Here is a 15788-nt window from a genome sequence, read left to right on the forward strand (position 1 = left end):
GCGACACGTCTCTCATTACGCAGCTTTCGATTCATTTAAGTCATCCAACTCTGCACGCCGTTGCTCCAACGATGGAATCACCGGCGACTCTGAGTTCACACTGCGAATGTGCAAATCCATTTGAGGGAATGCAATTTCAATTCCAGCTTTCCGGAATTCGCGATCAATCGTCAGATGCAAGTCGGTAATGACTTTCAGCCTATTGTCGAGGTTCGGCAAGTAGACTCTGAGGTTGAACGACAAAGTGCTGTCGCCAAAGCCTTCAAAGGAAGCAATCGGAGCTGGATCGTTAAGCACAACTGGGTTTTCCTGTGCAACGCGATTGAGAATCTCCAATGCCAAATCAGTCTCGGCTCCGTATGCAACACCAACGTTGATGACAACGCGGTTTGTCTTGTCAGAGAGAGTCCAGTTCAGCAGCCTGCCCGTTACGAATTCTTTGTTGGGAACGATGTATTCTTTGCGATCCCAATCGATGATTGTTGTCGCTCGGATTTGAATTTTCGAAACGCTGCCGGTGACATTATCAATTGTCACAACGTCGCCGATTCGAATCGGTCGTTCGAAGAGAATAATCAATCCGGAAACAAAGTTAGCGAAGATTTCCTGGAGTCCAAATCCAAGCCCCACCGTCAAAGCAGCCACCAGCCATTGGACGCTGGACCAGCCAATTCCCATCGTTTTACAAGCGACAATCATCCCGATCAAAACACAGGCATATCGACAAAGCGTTGTGATTGCGTTTCGTTCTCCATGATCAAGGGGCAAGCGTTGGAGAAGAGAGAGCTCCAGTAATCCGGGTAAGTTTTTACTTCCAAAAATGGAGACGGTGACGATTCCCGCAGCGAACAGCAAATTCCCGAAAGTAATCCACTTCTGCTTGGTGACGGTCCGCAGCGTTTCTTCCCCGTCGATAGTATGCGACTCAACGACAGTGACAGCGGTACTCCAGAGTTCGATACGGTTGAACACATGCAACGCGGGCATAACCTGTGACCAGATCATCCAACTCCCACTGAGCATCACCACACATGCGGTGACTCGAAGCAGTCGCACCATTTGCTGGTTCAATGTTGAAAGATCAACTTGTGGTTTATCAACCGGTGGGACTGGACTGCTCCCGTTCTCTCCAGATGCCTCGGAATTCGACTCCATCGCAGCTGCGCGACGAGCTCGGGCATGGTCCATCGCGATTTGACGCCGCGCGGCGAGGAGCCACTGCGTGATGATTGTGTAGGCGATCACAATGGAAATCGAGAGCCAGAACGTAAATTGAAGTCGTACAAGTAGCTGCTCAGCCGTGTACTGATAGCCAACTCCAGCCATGATTCCCAACGCACAAGGCGAGAGAATGCTGAGGGGATACCAGAATTTCCGGGTGCGATACATCAACCCGTCGGGGTTCCCTTGCAGAAGATGCCCCAGGATTTGCCCTGTCGGTCTCAGCATCTTCATCGAAGCCATCATCAACACGCCACAGAAGGCAATGAAGGAAATTCGGCCTAAAGAGTCTGCCCAGAAACCTTCGTTATAAACGCTGGAAACTGTACTCAAAAACATCAGCGGCAAACTGACTGCGATCAGGAAGAGTAAATGTGAATGGACTGCGGAGATTGATCCCGGTGACCACTTCAAAAATGTTTCCGCGATTCCTTTCTTACGACAAATCTGACGCAAAACTTCCATCGTCCAAAACGCGATGGCAGTGACTTGCAATGCGATTCCAGATGCAAACGTAAAATCATTCGCTGAGACGGATGTCAATCTCCAACCAATTAGCCAAATCAATACAGGCCAGACGGAAGAGATCATCAAGGTCAGCCCCAACGCAGAAAGTGTCGCAGTGACGTTTGAGGTCAATTGACTCTTGGACTTCTTTCCGAGTGCGGCAATCAAGACTCGAATACGCTGTAGAAAAACCAATACGGAAATTGCAGCGAACAATGCCGTAAGATAGAGATATTTGTGCAGCAGAATATCCTGCTTGAGGACATTGTATGAAACAACGAAATTCTCCGCTGAGAAGATGTCTCGTGTCCCTGCAAGTGTTCTCGTAAAAGTCGACGAATTGACGATCCCTGCACTCGGAATCCAGAGAATTCGCTCATCGATGAAGCTTTGGTACTCCGTAATTTCCGCTGTCAGGAATTGACTCTTCACATCGATTTCCCCCTGAGTCATCAGCAAAGTGCCGGTGTCGTTCAGTAGGGCGTCGAGATAAGTCTGGCGATCATTGAGAAGATCACGCGCAGTTTCACGGATTTCATCGTCCGAAATCGTACGCTGCGTTCCGACCTCGGCAAGGATTGCTTCGATTTGCGTTTCAAAGTCGCCAAGATGATCACGCTCATCTTGAAGTGGCATTCTCTCTAGCTGCAACCGTGTGATCTCTTTTTGAGCGGTCCGTTGATGTCGGCGAAACTTGGCTGGTGAAGGAAGCCGATGTCGCTGATTGCGCAACAACATTCCCGCTCCGGTGGACAATGCTCCGAGGTTTTCCTTATCTCGAAGATCCTCAAAGTTCTTGGAGATTTCATCACTCTTCTCCACGATTTCTTTTAGCAGCTTCTCAGCAGTGACGAGTTCTGCCTGAACAGTTTTCCGCTGTTGTGTCAAATCTGTGTTTCGCTCGGCCAATTGCCGCAAAGCTGGGTGAGTGTTTCGCAGTTTTTCTTTCGCTTCTCGGGCTTGTCTCTCACTTTCAGCTCTTCTCGCTTCTGCAATCGCCAATTTCCAGTTTTCTAATCGCTTCTCATGAAAACTCTTTTTTCGCATGAGCTCATCACGTTCGAGCGGGAAGAGTTCTGTCAGCGCCTCATAGCGAGATTGCTCGACTCGAGTCTGTTCGAGTTGCTGTTGCAACAAGATCAATAAAGCTTCTTGATCTGTTTTCCGAGCCAGCGTCAGTGCTGGCGACTCTCCATCAACAGGAGGCGCTTTGATTGCATTCTGAAGTTCTTCGAGTTGCTGCTTTGTCTTTTCCAGAATCGCCGGCATTTGCGGTTTTCGTTCTGCTCGAACTTTCGCCTTGGCTTCCCAGGTCTCGATTTTTCTTCGAACTTCGTTTGCCAGTTCTTCTTCCGCCAACCTTTGCTGTTCCAGTTCCGAAAGACTTGTCTGCTTGGAGATTTCAAGATCGGTTTTCAGTGCCGGGCGTTCCAGAAAGGCTTTCTTTTCTTTAATCGCTTCTGGTCCCCGTTCACGTTCCCCTTTCAGCTCAGCAGTTTTCTTTACGGACTCGCTGTGAAGTTTCAGCGACTCGAGCGCACGATCATAGAATTGAAGAATCTGAGCTTTGGTTTCGTCTGCTAATTCCGTTTGCAGTTCGACAGCGGAACGTCGACGTGTGACTTCTTCTGCCGTCAGAATTCCCGGTTTTTCTTCGGCTTCAGTGTTCGGGGAAGGTGCTTCGGCAGTTGTTGCCGGTTTTGGAGCAACGGCAACTTGGGCCGTCTTCTTCTCAGCTGACTGAATTGCAGGGCCTGAATTCTCAACTTCTTGATAATTCACGGTCTGAATCGGATTGTGCTCAGGCTCGGTTGCGGGCTGAGTTTCAGCTTCAGACTGAGCTGATAGCATCCCCTGAACATCTTCTCGCCTGCCAGAGAAAGAGTCCGTGTTGAACTGCTTTGAATCCAGAGATTGCCAAAGATTTGAGTGAGACGGACCTGGAGGGAAAACGGAATCCGGTGATGAGAGATCCACTTCATTTTCAGCAGATGCTGAAATCGGAACGAGATCCTGAGCGCAGAGAGATTGTTGCCGAACGAGAAGAAAAATCGCGAAAAAAGCAACTTGCAGAAACGTCTGACGCGGTGCGTAGAAACAGGACATTCTGGACTCGAAACAGGTTGGAGGAGAACTTGCACCCCATTCGTCTCATCAGTGAACTGCAACACTTCGATCAAAAACTCCTCAATGAAAGATGACCGCTGGAGGAACAACTTTCAGCAATGGAAAGACCGAAAGAGAGATTCAAATGAATGGAAGTGTCAGCAAATTAAGATGTGTCAATGGGAAGTGCAGAGCAGCGAAGGGATCATCAGAATTGATGAGTGGAAATTCTTTTCTACGACGAGTTCCCAAATTGGTCAATATCGAAAACCGGGTGACTACATCAGCAACATTCGATGAGACAAGTTCTTGAGGATCGAACGATTTTGGCGTCTCGGTGTTGGAAGTCATCCGCGAATGCGTAGAATCAGAATGAAGAAACTTCCACTATTTCCGCTTCTACTCTGTCGAACTCTGAATGCCCTGCGGTTTGAGGAATCTGGCTCACTTGTTGGTGTGCCAAGGACCCGGATACGGAGTGGCATTTTGTGAGAGACGGACCATTACTGACTAACGGTATACTGAATGTCCAACCGTCCGACGACTCTGCGTGAACTTAAAGAATCAGGCTATCAGACCATTTCAGTCAAAACTGAAATGAGACGAAATTTGATTTCAAAACTCAGAAACAAGGAAACATTGTTCCCCGGAATTCTGGGATATGATGAAACCGTCATTCCACAGATCGTGAACGGCATACTGGCGAAGCATGACCTGCTGTTCCTCGGACTGAGAGGACAAGGAAAAACACGCATGCTGCGTATGCTCACGCAGTTCCTGGATGAAGCAATCCCGATCGTCTCCGGTTCAGAAATTCACGATGATCCCTTGAGTCCGATCTCCCGCTTCGCCCGTGATATTGTCCAGAATCAGGGAGACCAAACTCCCATCGAGTGGATTTCCCGCGAAGAGCGTTACCTCGAAAAGCTCGCAACTCCCGATGTGACCATTGCCGACTTAATCGGAGAAGTCGACCTGATCAAGCACGCTGAAGGTCGCCACTTGTCGAGTGAAGACGTCATGCACTTCGGACTCATCCCACGTAGCCACCGGGGAATCTTCTGCATGAACGAACTTCCCGACCTCTCTCCTAAAATTCAGGTCGGACTCTTCAACGTCCTCGAAGAGCGAGATGTGCAAATCCGAGGCTTTACTGTTCGATTGCCGGTCGATGTTTGCATGGTTTTCTCTGCGAACCCTGAAGATTACACCAACCGTGGTCGCATTGTAACTCCGCTGAAAGACCGCATTGGCTCAGTGATCCGGACTCACTATCCACTCGAACGCGAACTTGGAATTCAAATTCTTGACGAACAAGCCTGGGCCACTCGAGACGAAGATGGCAAAGATGTGATCGTCCCAACGTTCCTGAAAGAAATCGTGGAAGAAATGAGTCGACTGGCGCGCACCAGCCCACACGTGAATCAGGCATCTGGTGTCAGTGTGCGGATGTCGATCGCAAACCTGGAGTCTTTGATTTCCAATGCCGAGCGGCGTTCGCTGGTTCACGGCGAAGATGTCCCAGTTGCCCGCGTGAGTGATCTTTTCTGGATGGCTCCCAGCTCTCGCGGAAAAATCGAACTCGGACTCTCCGAAGAGACCGGCGACGAAGACTTGCTGATCCATCGCCTCATTGAGGAAGCAATCAAAAACCTGTTCGATCAATACCTTTCCCCTAAACGATTCTCCAATGTCGTCGAGCATTTCAACTCTGGACATCGCCTCAAACTTGACCCCGAGTCTGGTACGTCTGAGTTCTTAAGCGAGATGGAAAAGATCCGGGGTTTCGAAGACCAACTGACACAAATCTCAGCTGACCTGGCACCAGAACAGAGCGAAGGCTCATCGGCCGCCGGGATTCGGGCCGCAATCGCAGAGTTTATCCTAGAAGGTCTCTATGCACACAACCGCTTGAACCGCCAAATGCGATTCGGGCAGTTTGTCTACGGAGACTAGAGTACCGTTCGAATTGGTTTGCAGGATCTGCCTCGTGGCGAACAGATTTTTACTAGAGAAATGCGTTCGCCGATCTGTTCAAAATTCTCCCAGCACTTCAGGCTCGTCGGTGGCAGCAACGAGGATTTGCTTCGCGTACTCGACCTGATTTTCAGTAAGCGGAAGTGGAACAACTTGTAGGCCCCCGGTCATCTCGTTGGCATTACCGGTCGCAGTGAGGCACAAACTTGTTGCCATCTCCGATGGTTCGACGATCTGAATGATTTTGGGATCAACGGATTTCGCAAGCTCTGTTCGGAGTGAATCGTCCCCATCCACAGCGACAACGAGCGGCCGAACTTGGAGAGAGTTTCGCAACTCAGCCAGCGACTTGCCAAACTGTGGATGAATCCACTCTCCAGCGACATCGCAAGCAGGATCGAGGACAAAACGACGATAGAAACAGGCTGGGTGAGGAATGGTTAAATGGGGAGTTTTGAGTACGTATTGCTCTACCAGGATTAAGTCTAAATCGATGGAGCGTGGCCCCCAATGCTTCGAACGCTTTCGCCCCAGTTGATTTTCAATTTGTTGAAGCAAGTTCAGTAGTTCAACGGGTTCCAAGTCAACATTCGCTGTCACCGCTGAGTTTAGAAATGGATCGCCAGCTTCTATGCCCACGGGCTGCGTGGAATAAAGCCGACTCTTAGCAGTGACAGCCACTTGAGGATGGGCATTCAAAAGCTCAATCGCTTCGTTCATGATTGAAGCGACCTCTCCCAAATTCCCTCCAAGTGCTATCAAAGCTTCCGGCATGAAAAATTCCAAAGATGAATCAGTGAACGATATGAATATTCCAATAGGGACAATATTCCAGGCAACAATCCCCTCAGTCCTCGCGATAAATCTGGAACGAGTAAACGTTTCCTAGGATCATTCATAAATGAAAAAACGCGAAAAAGACTTATTCAGATTCAGCATAGGGAGGATCTTTTCAGAGCCACAACTTCATTCTATTATCACCCTTAAGATGTAAGTTTCATCTCTCGCGTTTTTGTCAGTTTGACTACCGGACTGAAAATCCGGTGATCAGGGCTTTCGAATTTGCTAGTAATGTAATTGTTAGGCTACGATTGACGCGAGGTTCAACAGTTTTAATCAGTGAATAGATTCAAGAAGCGTGAAATGTTTGATGCGAAGACTGAAAGAATTTTGTTGTGGGTATGTGTCGCCGTGTTGTTCGTATGGAATGCATTCCAGGGGGTTCCGGAAACTCCCAGCGGAGTCATTGTAGCAAGAGAGTTGCGGATCATTGATAATATTGGAGTAGAGAGAGTTCGCCTCGGTTCTTCTAAAGAAATGGAGCTGGGCACAGAGCCTCAATTAGTAATCAATGACGCTTCGGGTGAGGAAGTCATTAGTGCCTCGTCAGGCTTTGCTGGCGGTGGAAGATTGACCATCAGGTCTGCGGAAGGCGAGATCTATAATGTCATGCCCCTCCCGAGTCGTTAGCTCTCAGTAGTTGGATTCTTGGCTTCGTCAAGCGCATTCCAATCTAGGCGACGATACGGTGGTCTTTCTTTAAACCTGCCCCAAAATACCGTTCGGACGGCAGCTTGAGAAGCCGATGATTCGCTTCGAATTCTTCGGGGAGAAGCTCCTTGGGGTAGTGCTTCGCTGAGCTTGATGCAATAATTTTGTCTGATGCGTGAGTCGAATGCTTTCTTCAACATGAAGGTCGCACGATAAGAGTCACGCAATCCCCCCACCCTCCCGTCTCCTTTTCGAGGAGCCCCTGCCATGTTACGAATGATTTCAATGAGAATCAGTATCTTTTTGTTGATTGCCAACATTGCTTTGGGAGCTGAGGAAGCCTCGCTTCAGATTGAACCTGCTGAAGTCACGCTCTCAGGGGCTTTCGATCGCGCGCAACTTCTCGTCTCGCCTAAACTGGATGCTGCGAAGGCGATCTCGGCAGGCGATTTAACACAACAAGCGGAATACACATCGTCGGATGAGAACATCGTGACGGTCTCTTCTGAGGGACAGCTGCTGGCTGTGATGAACGGGACAGCGGAGATCACTATTCAGGTCGGTGAGAAAATCTCAAAGGTTCCGGTAACTGTCACTGGAGTCGAAGAAACGCCCGAAATCAATTACCTGACAGATGTCCAACCGATCATGAGTCGTGCCGGGTGCAACTCTGGAGCATGCCATGCAAGCCAATATGGAAAAGGTGGTTTTATCCTGTCTGTCTTCAGTTTCGATCCCCAGAAAGACCGGGAAGCGATTGTTACCGACCGATCGCAGCGGCGAGTCAATTTCATTGATCCTGAAAGAAGCCTATTCCTAAAAAAACCGACAATGCAAGTCGCCCATGGTGGTGGAAAGCGTTTACAGGCAGGTTCTCCGGACTATCAAATATTGCTCAACTGGATTCGTAATCAGGCGCCGGGGCCAGATCAAAAATCGATCAGAGTGACTCAACTTGAAGTCTTCCCGAAAGAGAAAATCATCTCACCCGAACATCTGCAACAATTGCGGGTGGTCGCGACCTATTCGGACGACTCAAAACGGGATGTGACACACTGGGCAAAGTACAGTTCCCTCGACGATGGGGTTGTTTCCGTCTCCGACAATGGACTTGTTACCTCGGCCGGGTTGGGGCAAACCTCAATTCTCGTTCGCTTCGAGAACTTCGCACAGAACGTTTTGTTCATGACACCTTATGGAGATTCTCATCTTGCCGATTGGCAGAACAACAATTTTGTGGACGAGCTCGCATCAAGTAAATTCGAAAAGCTCGGAATCACCCCGTCTCCGTTGTGTGATGATGCCACATTCGTGCGACGTGCATTCCTGGATGCAGTCGGCTCAATCCCAACAATAGAAGAAACGCAGCAGTTCCTCGACGACACATCTCCAAACAAGCGGGAACAACTTGTTGACCGCCTGCTTGGCCTTACCGGGAATCCCAGTCTCGATCGCTACAACGACCGCTACGCGGCACTCTGGACTTTGAAATGGTCAGACCTATTACGCAATTCCAGCCGTGGAGCCGCTGCCGATGAACAACGCATGTGGGCCATGCACAACTGGATCAAGGAATCGTTCCGAACCAACAAGCCGATCGACCAGTTTACCCGTGAACTGGTCACCGCCAAAGGTTCGATCTACTCAAGTGGACCGGCGAGCTATTTCCGAATCAATTCAAATTCCTCTGATCTCGCAGAAGCGACAACACAAATTTTCCTGGGACTCCGACTCGGTTGTGCAAAATGCCATCACCATCCTTTTGAAAAATACAGCCAGGAAGACTACTACTCCTTTGCAGCCTTCTTCTCACGCGTTGGAACAAAGAACAGCGAAGAATTCGGGCTGTTCGGTCGTGAATCCGTCGTCATTGTGAAAAACTCTGGTGAAGTACGGCACCCGAAGACACGCAAGAACCTTGTCCCGAAGACGCTCGACCATGTCGAATCCGACCATCCACTCGACCGCAGAATTCCACTCGCAGATTGGCTCACATCGAAGGAAAACAGTCTCTTCGCGAAGTCGATTGCGAACCGCTATACCTCATACCTTTTAGGCCGGGGACTCGTTGAACCAGTCGACGACATGCGCGAAACGAACCCGGCAACAAACCCTGAACTCCTCGATCGTTTGGCGCAGCACTTCATCGATTCCGATTTTGACGTAAAGCAATTGATGCGAGTCATCATGACATCACGCCTGTATCAATTGAGTTCGGTCCCGACGTCGCAAAACCAAACAGACAGCAAATTTTATAGCCACTACTACGTGAAACGTCTTTCCGCTGAACCGCTTCTCGACGCGATTGATCAAGTCACAAAATCGCAAACGAAATTCAAAAGCCTCCCGCCGGGGACCCGAGCAATCGAACTCCCAGATGGTGAATATCCAGATTACTTTCTCACCGTCTTCGGAAAGCCTCGTCGAGTCAGCGTGTGCGAATGCGAACGCATGCCTGATGAAAACCTTGCACAGGCATTACATACACTGAACGGAGAAATTCTTGCCAGGAAACTGGCTGACAAAGCGGGTCGTATTGAGTCGCTGACGAAAGACAAAGTCGAATCCGACGCAGCAATCGAACAATTATATCTGGCGGCCCTCTCTCGTTTCCCTCGACCTGAAGAAATTCAGGCGTTGAAATCGTTTGAGAAGGAAGCAGAATCGCCTCGGCAATTCTACGAAGACGTACTCTGGACGCTCCTGAACTCTAAAGAGTTCTTGTTCAACCATTAGAGTATCTTTCGAATTGGTGCTCAGATTCTGTCGTGAGGCAGAATCTGAATGCCAATTTCGTAAACCTTATCAAGCGCGACACCCTATTGAACTACAGCTCGTCCGAGTCAGCACAGAAGGTCTCACCTCCCAGCGATGGGATGTAAGAAAACCGAACTCTCAGTGATTCTGCTCAAGGGTGAAGACAAGTCGATCTGCGATTCTTCGCGTTACATCGTACGGGATTTTCTGAGCGTTGCGGATTTCCGGGAGAGCAGGTTTTGACTTCTTCCCGAGGATTTCTAAACCTCGAATCGCGTACATCCCCGCGGGACGGTTTTCGGCCCCCAGCTCTTTCGTCAACACCGGCAATCCAGCTTTGGTCTCTCCCTGCAAACAGAGGGCCTCAGCGGCGGCAACGCGAACGCCAACTGAAGGATCTTCAAGCGAACTGCTGAGGGCATCGAGAACTTGTTGTTTTTCCTCTTTGCTCAGACGCATCGTTCCCAATCCGGTCGCAGCCCACCAACGAACAGCGGGATGATCATCGTTCAACCCCTTCAATAAACCGGCTTGGTCTCTACGTTCTTTTTCTTCGATTGTCGAAATCAGTTTCCAAATCAATCGACTGGTCTTTTTAGGTCCACGAACGGCATACTTCGATCCCGCTTCGCGCCCCAATTCTTCGAGAATTGGTTCTGGAATCAGCCCCAGGTCCCCCGAATCAACCATCCATTGATAAAGTGCCAACCGCATGACATTTGCGGTATCACGGTACGCACGTTTTTCATCCATGGTTCCAGCGAGGAGATTATTGGTCTCGAATGGATCTTCTTCAAGGTCGTACAACTCTTCTGGATGGCGTCTGGGAGCGTAGATTCGTGATTGAACTTTGGAGAGCTTCTTTTCCTTATGAAGACGGCGCATCTCCTTCAGAATCTCTTTTCCGTCCTTGTACTGATTGGGTTGCATGTGTGAAATATGCGGCAGAAAATTTCGGATGTATTTGAACCGTTTCGTTCGTACACATCGAATGATGTCGACCGTCTCATCGCATCGATCGCGAGCTGCAAAGACTCGCCTCCGCGGACGATAATTTTCGTCGAAGATCGGTTTCCCTTGGACGTAATCAGGAATCTCAATCTCTGCCAGCCGCAATGATGCTGCCGCCACATCAATGTGGAGGACAAGATCGTCTCGGACGGTCCCCGCTTGCTCTGCTTGAGGAAGTCGAGCGATTAAAGGGACATGAATCCCTTCGTCGTACAAGAACTGTTTTCCACGGGCGTGGCTAATGCCGTGATCCGTCCAGAAAAAAATGGCTGTCGAATCCAGTTTGCCTGCTTTCGCAAGATCCGCAACGATCTTGCCAACTTCATTATCAACCTGAATCCAGGAGTTCAGGTACTTCGCCCAATCTTTTCGGATGACTTCCGAATCTGGATAGTATGGCGGAAGCTGGACGCTGTTCGGATCGACGCCTCCCTCAACCTTGGCTTCCCTGAACTTTCCGCCTCGCAAGTGAATTTGAGCAAAAAACGGTTTCCCGTCAGGAGAGTCCGACCAACTTTTACTGTCATAAAGTTTTGACTCACTCGTGAAGTTGTAATCCGTTTTTCCTGTTCCCCCGTTGGCAACAAAGTAGCCAGCCTTTCGGAACAGACTTGGAATCAGCTGAATCTCTTCAGGCAGCGAATACGATTTCGCATAAGGATTCAACTCGGCAGACCACTTTCCGGAAACCCTCTGACTTCGATGTGCATGAGCACCGAGAGTTGTCTGAAACATTCCGGAGACCATCGCCGACCGACTCGGAGAACAGACCGGACAAGTCACGAAAGCATTCGTAAACTTGACTCCCTCGTCTGCAAGGCGATCCAGATTCGGGGTCTCGATAGTCGTTTCACCATAACACGAAAGATGCGGTGAGGCATCTTCAACGACAATCCAAAGAATGTTGGGTTGCTCATTGGCGAAAACCTGATTCGAAACGGAACACACTACGAAAAAAACAAAAACAAATCGTCTCATCATTCTCTTATTCCATCGAATTCAGACCACAAATCATGCCGGCCCCTGACATGGATCGACCTGTCAGGTTCCGGCGAATAGTCGCGAGCACGCCTCGAACAGTTGAGTTTTAATCCTTCTTCTCAGCTGGCTTTTCTTCAGCTGCTTTTTCTACAGTTTTAGGAGCCTCTGCTGGCTTTTCTTCGGTTTTCGGAGCTTCTTTTTTCTCAGCCTCTTTTTTCTCAGCAGCAGGCTTTTTGGCTTCAGGCTTCTTCTCAGCTTCCTTCTTTGGCTCTGGTTTCTTTTCAGCTGGCTTGGCCTCTTTTTTCGGCTCAGGTTTTTTCGGCTCAGGCTTTTTGGCTGCTTCTTTCTTTGGTTCCTTCTTAGCCTCTTCTTTTGGTGGTGCGACAGGTTTCAGTTCAACTCCTGCAATTACCTTCGCTTCAGGAAGTGCTTTACGGACAGCTGCAATTCCTGCTTCACTTGCTTTGGATTGCCAAAGGTAAACACGTTTCAAACTCTTCATTGCTTCAAGCTGTTTCAGGCCGGCATCACTCACCTGTGTTGCATAGAGATTGAGATACACAAGTTTGTCCAGGCCAGCGAGATGCTTCACTCCGGCGTCACCAACAGATGTTTTTTCCAGATGTAATTTTTCCAGCGATTTCAGACCACTTAAGTGAGCTAATCCTGCGTCTGTGATTTTTGTTCCTGCCAAGTTGAGCCAGGCCACGTTTGGCAATTTCGCAACATGCACGAGTGCTTCATCTGTCACATCTTTGTCTGCCAAGTGCAGGGTCACATCTAAACGATCGTCGTTCTGGGCAATGCGCATGACGTTACCGCCGAGTGCCTTAATGGCTGCGACAGCCTCGGGATTGGGGGCATCGTCTTGTGCAAACGCAAAAATCGGGGACAGAGCGACCAAAGCCGCGAGCGCTGTCATTTTGAAACATCGCATTTTGAAATCTCCTTAACGTTTTCAATTCTTTTCAGGTTCGGAGGCAATAGATCGCACGCCGAGCCCTGTTGTCTATTTCAATGAGGATAAAAACCGGATCAAGTCTCGTAAACAGAACAGGTCTACCACCAGAGAATCAGACTAAGCGTTTTCATTCGGTTTGTCTCGCCTGACCGGAACAATCGTTATGAGTTTCCCAAATCAGTCAGTGTCTTCAATCTTTCCAGGTCGCTTCTTTTGCACACACTGGGCAATACCTTTCTGCGTACCGGGATTCTTGGAAACTGTCCATCTTTAGCAAAGATTCATTGAAGTTCCGACCTCTCGACGACACCATATCGCCGTACCAGCGAGGCACGACGTCTACTTTTGATATGACAACGAAGAGTATAACCCAGCAGGAACCCCGAATGTTTACTCCTGATTTAGTGAGCCTGGAACTCAGACAATGCGACGACCTTCCAGAAAACACCCTGGTCGCACCGCTCCCGGTCATTCGCGAAATTCGCTGCCTGCTTGGGAACATTGGAATCCAGTTGATCGTCGGAACTGAAGATGCCGTCTTGGCGTCCAAAGACGTCTTCGATGCTTTCAGTGCATGGGATGCCATGCAGGACGATATTGATGATAGCCAAGACAACGCACACTTGAATTGATATCTTTTCGGTCAGAATGATTTTGCTGAGACACCAACCAACGTCTCAGCTACTATTCGAACTGACAGGAAAACCCATGCAATTCAATCGTCGAGATTTTTGTCGAACAGCTATCGCCGCCGGATCATCATTGATTCCTGCGGCGTCTTTATGCGCAGCTGATGCTCAGCAACCGGCAGACAATAAAAAATTCAAGTTGAATTATATTGTCGCATCCTGCATGTATGGAAAGCTGCCACTTTCTCAAATCGTTCCGGAAGTCCCCAAAAGTAACGCAACACATCTGGAAATCTGGGCGACACCGCACGGAAACCAACGAGAACAACTTGACGAAATGGGCGAAGAAAAGTTCATCGATCTGCTCGATGAACATCACGTCAAACTCGGGAGCTTCACTTGCTTCAAGTATGGCATTTTCAAAATGCAGCCCGAGATGAAACTCGTTAAACGTCTCGGCGGGGATATGGTCATCTGTAACACCGGAGGACCAAAGAACCTCGAAGGCAGCGAATTGAAAACAGAAGTCAACAAGTTCGCTGAGAAGCTGAAACCACACATTGCAGCGGCTGAAGAAATCGGCGTGACAATCGGAGTCGAGAACCACGGCGGGGGATTGATCGCATCTCCGGACTCAATTCGCATGCTTTTTGACCTCGTCGATTCGCCCAACATCGGCTTGGCGATGGCACCTTATCACCTTCCGCAGGACCCGAAACTCATTGGCGGGCTGATTGAAGATCTCGGCCCTCGACTGGTTCACTTTCAGGCTTGGGAACATGGCATGGGATGTATGAAAAAACTTCCCAAAGAACAGGAACTCATGCAGCTTCCGCATCGTGGCCCGCTTGACTGGAAACCGATTCTCGCTTCGCTGAAGACAATCAATTATCAGGGACGCACCGAAATCTTCATGCACCCCGTCCCTCGCGGAATCCCAATTCTTCCAAAGCTCGAAGATGTGACAAAAGAGATCAATGCATCGCGTGAATCGCTCGAAAGTTTGATTGCCTAAGAAATTGCACAAGAGCACGCTTGAATTTTGCGGAATTGACCTTTTGAATTTGAATCCGATGATCAATCCTCAAAGACTACAGGCGGAGACCTTTGTCGAGTCCATTGAGTGGCTGAAAGAAGTCTCCTCGACCAATACGCACGCTTTGAAGACGATTGAAAGACACTCCGATTTCCCGGTGCTTATCGGAGCTGATCTTCAAACAGGCGGACGTGGACGCGGGCAGAATCGCTGGTGGGGAGCCGAGGGGAGCCTGACGTTTTCACTGATCCTCAATCCTAGCCAGTTCCGCATCCCGCAGGATGCGTGGCCACTCATGTCATTGATTGTCGGTTTGACAATTGGTGATGGATTGCGCTCAACCTGTCCAGAAGCATCGATTCAATTGAAGTGGCCGAACGATGTTTATGCGGACCAAAAAAAAATCTGCGGCATTTTGATTGAGTCGATTCCCGCTCGGCCGGAACTGGTCATCATCGGAATTGGGGTCAACGCCAACAATTCGCTGGCTAATGCTCCGGGGGATGTCCGCAATCGTGCAACATCTCTGATCGACCTGGTTGGACAACCAGTTTCTCTAGAAATCCTGCTGATCAAAATTCTCAATGCCATGGAGCGAGGATTTGAGCGTTTTCACGATGAACTGGAACAACTTCTCAACCGATGGAAAGAGCAGTGCTTCCTCACGGGGAAACAAATTTGTATCGAAAATTCTCAATCGACGGTCTTTGGCATGTGTCAGGGCATTGATGACGATGGAGCTTTACGCATGAATACCGTCAATGGACCGCAAAGATTCCTTGCCGGAACGATCACTCTGATTGATGAATAGATCAGCTTGCTCCACCTTGAGCCCGTGAAGAATACGTACACCAGAGAATCAGGTGTTCGCGACGAGGCAGAACTCGAACACCAGCTTGAAAAACGATACTGTTTTCCTGCTGAATCAGACGCGATAATTTGATTCACAGGGACATAGCTTAAACCAATATGTTCTTCCGGTTCGGCGTGCAATCTTGGCATTTTCATTGTTGAGGACTACAGTCTCTGGAAATCTTTATTCTCCTCAGAATTTCAAGAAGCGATCCCAATGCGACTCTTTGAAGGTACAGAATTTGATCGTCCGCTTCGC

Annotated in this window: 11 protein-coding genes (1 of these 11 cut by a window edge); 7 read left to right on the forward strand and 4 right to left on the reverse strand. The window is 49.1% G+C overall.

The genetic code is table 11. The features are described 5' to 3' along the window. Positions 1 to 15: 15 nt before the first annotated feature. Positions 16 to 3834 (reverse strand): mechanosensitive ion channel domain-containing protein, encoded by a 3819-nt coding sequence (locus tag Mal48_RS13700; protein ID WP_145200418.1) that lies wholly within the window; start codon positions 3832 to 3834, stop codon positions 16 to 18. Between the two features lie 525 nt (positions 3835 to 4359). On the opposite strand from Mal48_RS13700, the gene Mal48_RS13705 reads away from it, so the two are divergent. Continuing rightward, positions 4360 to 5790: a sigma 54-interacting transcriptional regulator gene (locus Mal48_RS13705; RefSeq protein ID WP_145200421.1), complete on the forward strand. Its 1431-nt coding sequence runs from the start codon at positions 4360 to 4362 to the stop codon at positions 5788 to 5790. 78 nt (positions 5791 to 5868) lie between these two features. Here Mal48_RS13705 and folK read toward each other — a convergent pair whose 3' ends face one another. Next, entirely contained in the window at positions 5869 to 6585 is a 717-nt protein-coding gene (gene folK, locus Mal48_RS13710; RefSeq protein WP_145200424.1) for a 2-amino-4-hydroxy-6-hydroxymethyldihydropteridine diphosphokinase, read from the reverse strand. 369 nt (positions 6586 to 6954) lie between these two features. Between folK and Mal48_RS13715 the strand changes: the two genes are divergently transcribed. Continuing rightward, on the forward strand, positions 6955 to 7281 hold the full coding sequence (locus tag Mal48_RS13715; protein ID WP_145200427.1) for a hypothetical protein: 327 nt from the start codon (positions 6955 to 6957) through the stop codon (positions 7279 to 7281). Positions 7282 to 7569: 288 nt separating this feature from the next. Next, positions 7570 to 10038, forward strand: coding sequence for a DUF1549 domain-containing protein (locus tag Mal48_RS13720; RefSeq protein WP_197441701.1), 2469 nt, complete (start codon positions 7570 to 7572; stop codon positions 10036 to 10038). A gap of 159 nt (positions 10039 to 10197) precedes the next feature. Here Mal48_RS13720 and Mal48_RS13725 read toward each other — a convergent pair whose 3' ends face one another. Together Mal48_RS13725 and Mal48_RS13730 are read right to left on the reverse strand one after the other, a co-directional pair. Next, on the reverse strand, positions 10198 to 12051 hold the full coding sequence (locus tag Mal48_RS13725; protein WP_145200430.1) for a sulfatase-like hydrolase/transferase: 1854 nt from the start codon (positions 12049 to 12051) through the stop codon (positions 10198 to 10200). Between the two features lie 106 nt (positions 12052 to 12157). After that, positions 12158 to 12988 (reverse strand): leucine-rich repeat domain-containing protein, encoded by an 831-nt coding sequence (locus Mal48_RS13730; RefSeq protein WP_145200432.1) that lies wholly within the window; start codon positions 12986 to 12988, stop codon positions 12158 to 12160. A gap of 410 nt (positions 12989 to 13398) precedes the next feature. Between Mal48_RS13730 and Mal48_RS13735 the strand changes: the two genes are divergently transcribed. The 4 genes from Mal48_RS13735 to Mal48_RS13750 form a co-directional block, all read left to right on the forward strand. Beyond that, positions 13399 to 13644 carry a hypothetical protein gene (locus Mal48_RS13735; protein WP_145200435.1) on the forward strand — a complete coding sequence of 82 codons (246 nt, stop codon included), beginning with the start codon at positions 13399 to 13401 and terminating at the stop codon, positions 13642 to 13644. Positions 13645 to 13720: 76 nt separating this feature from the next. After that, positions 13721 to 14656: a sugar phosphate isomerase/epimerase family protein gene (locus Mal48_RS13740; RefSeq protein ID WP_145200438.1), complete on the forward strand. Its 936-nt coding sequence runs from the start codon at positions 13721 to 13723 to the stop codon at positions 14654 to 14656. Positions 14657 to 14714: 58 nt separating this feature from the next. Then, positions 14715 to 15488 carry a biotin--[acetyl-CoA-carboxylase] ligase gene (locus Mal48_RS13745; protein ID WP_145200441.1) on the forward strand — a complete coding sequence of 258 codons (774 nt, stop codon included), beginning with the start codon at positions 14715 to 14717 and terminating at the stop codon, positions 15486 to 15488. A gap of 258 nt (positions 15489 to 15746) precedes the next feature. Then, positions 15747 to 15788, forward strand: partial view of a translation initiation factor gene (locus Mal48_RS13750; protein ID WP_145200443.1) — the start only. 300 nt of this gene lie beyond the right edge of the window; 42 of the gene's 342 nt are visible here — the first part of the coding sequence; it begins with the start codon at positions 15747 to 15749; its stop codon lies off the right edge, out of view.

Source organism: Thalassoglobus polymorphus, assembly GCF_007744255.1.
GTDB classification, from domain to species: domain Bacteria; phylum Planctomycetota; class Planctomycetia; order Planctomycetales; family Planctomycetaceae; genus Thalassoglobus; species Thalassoglobus polymorphus.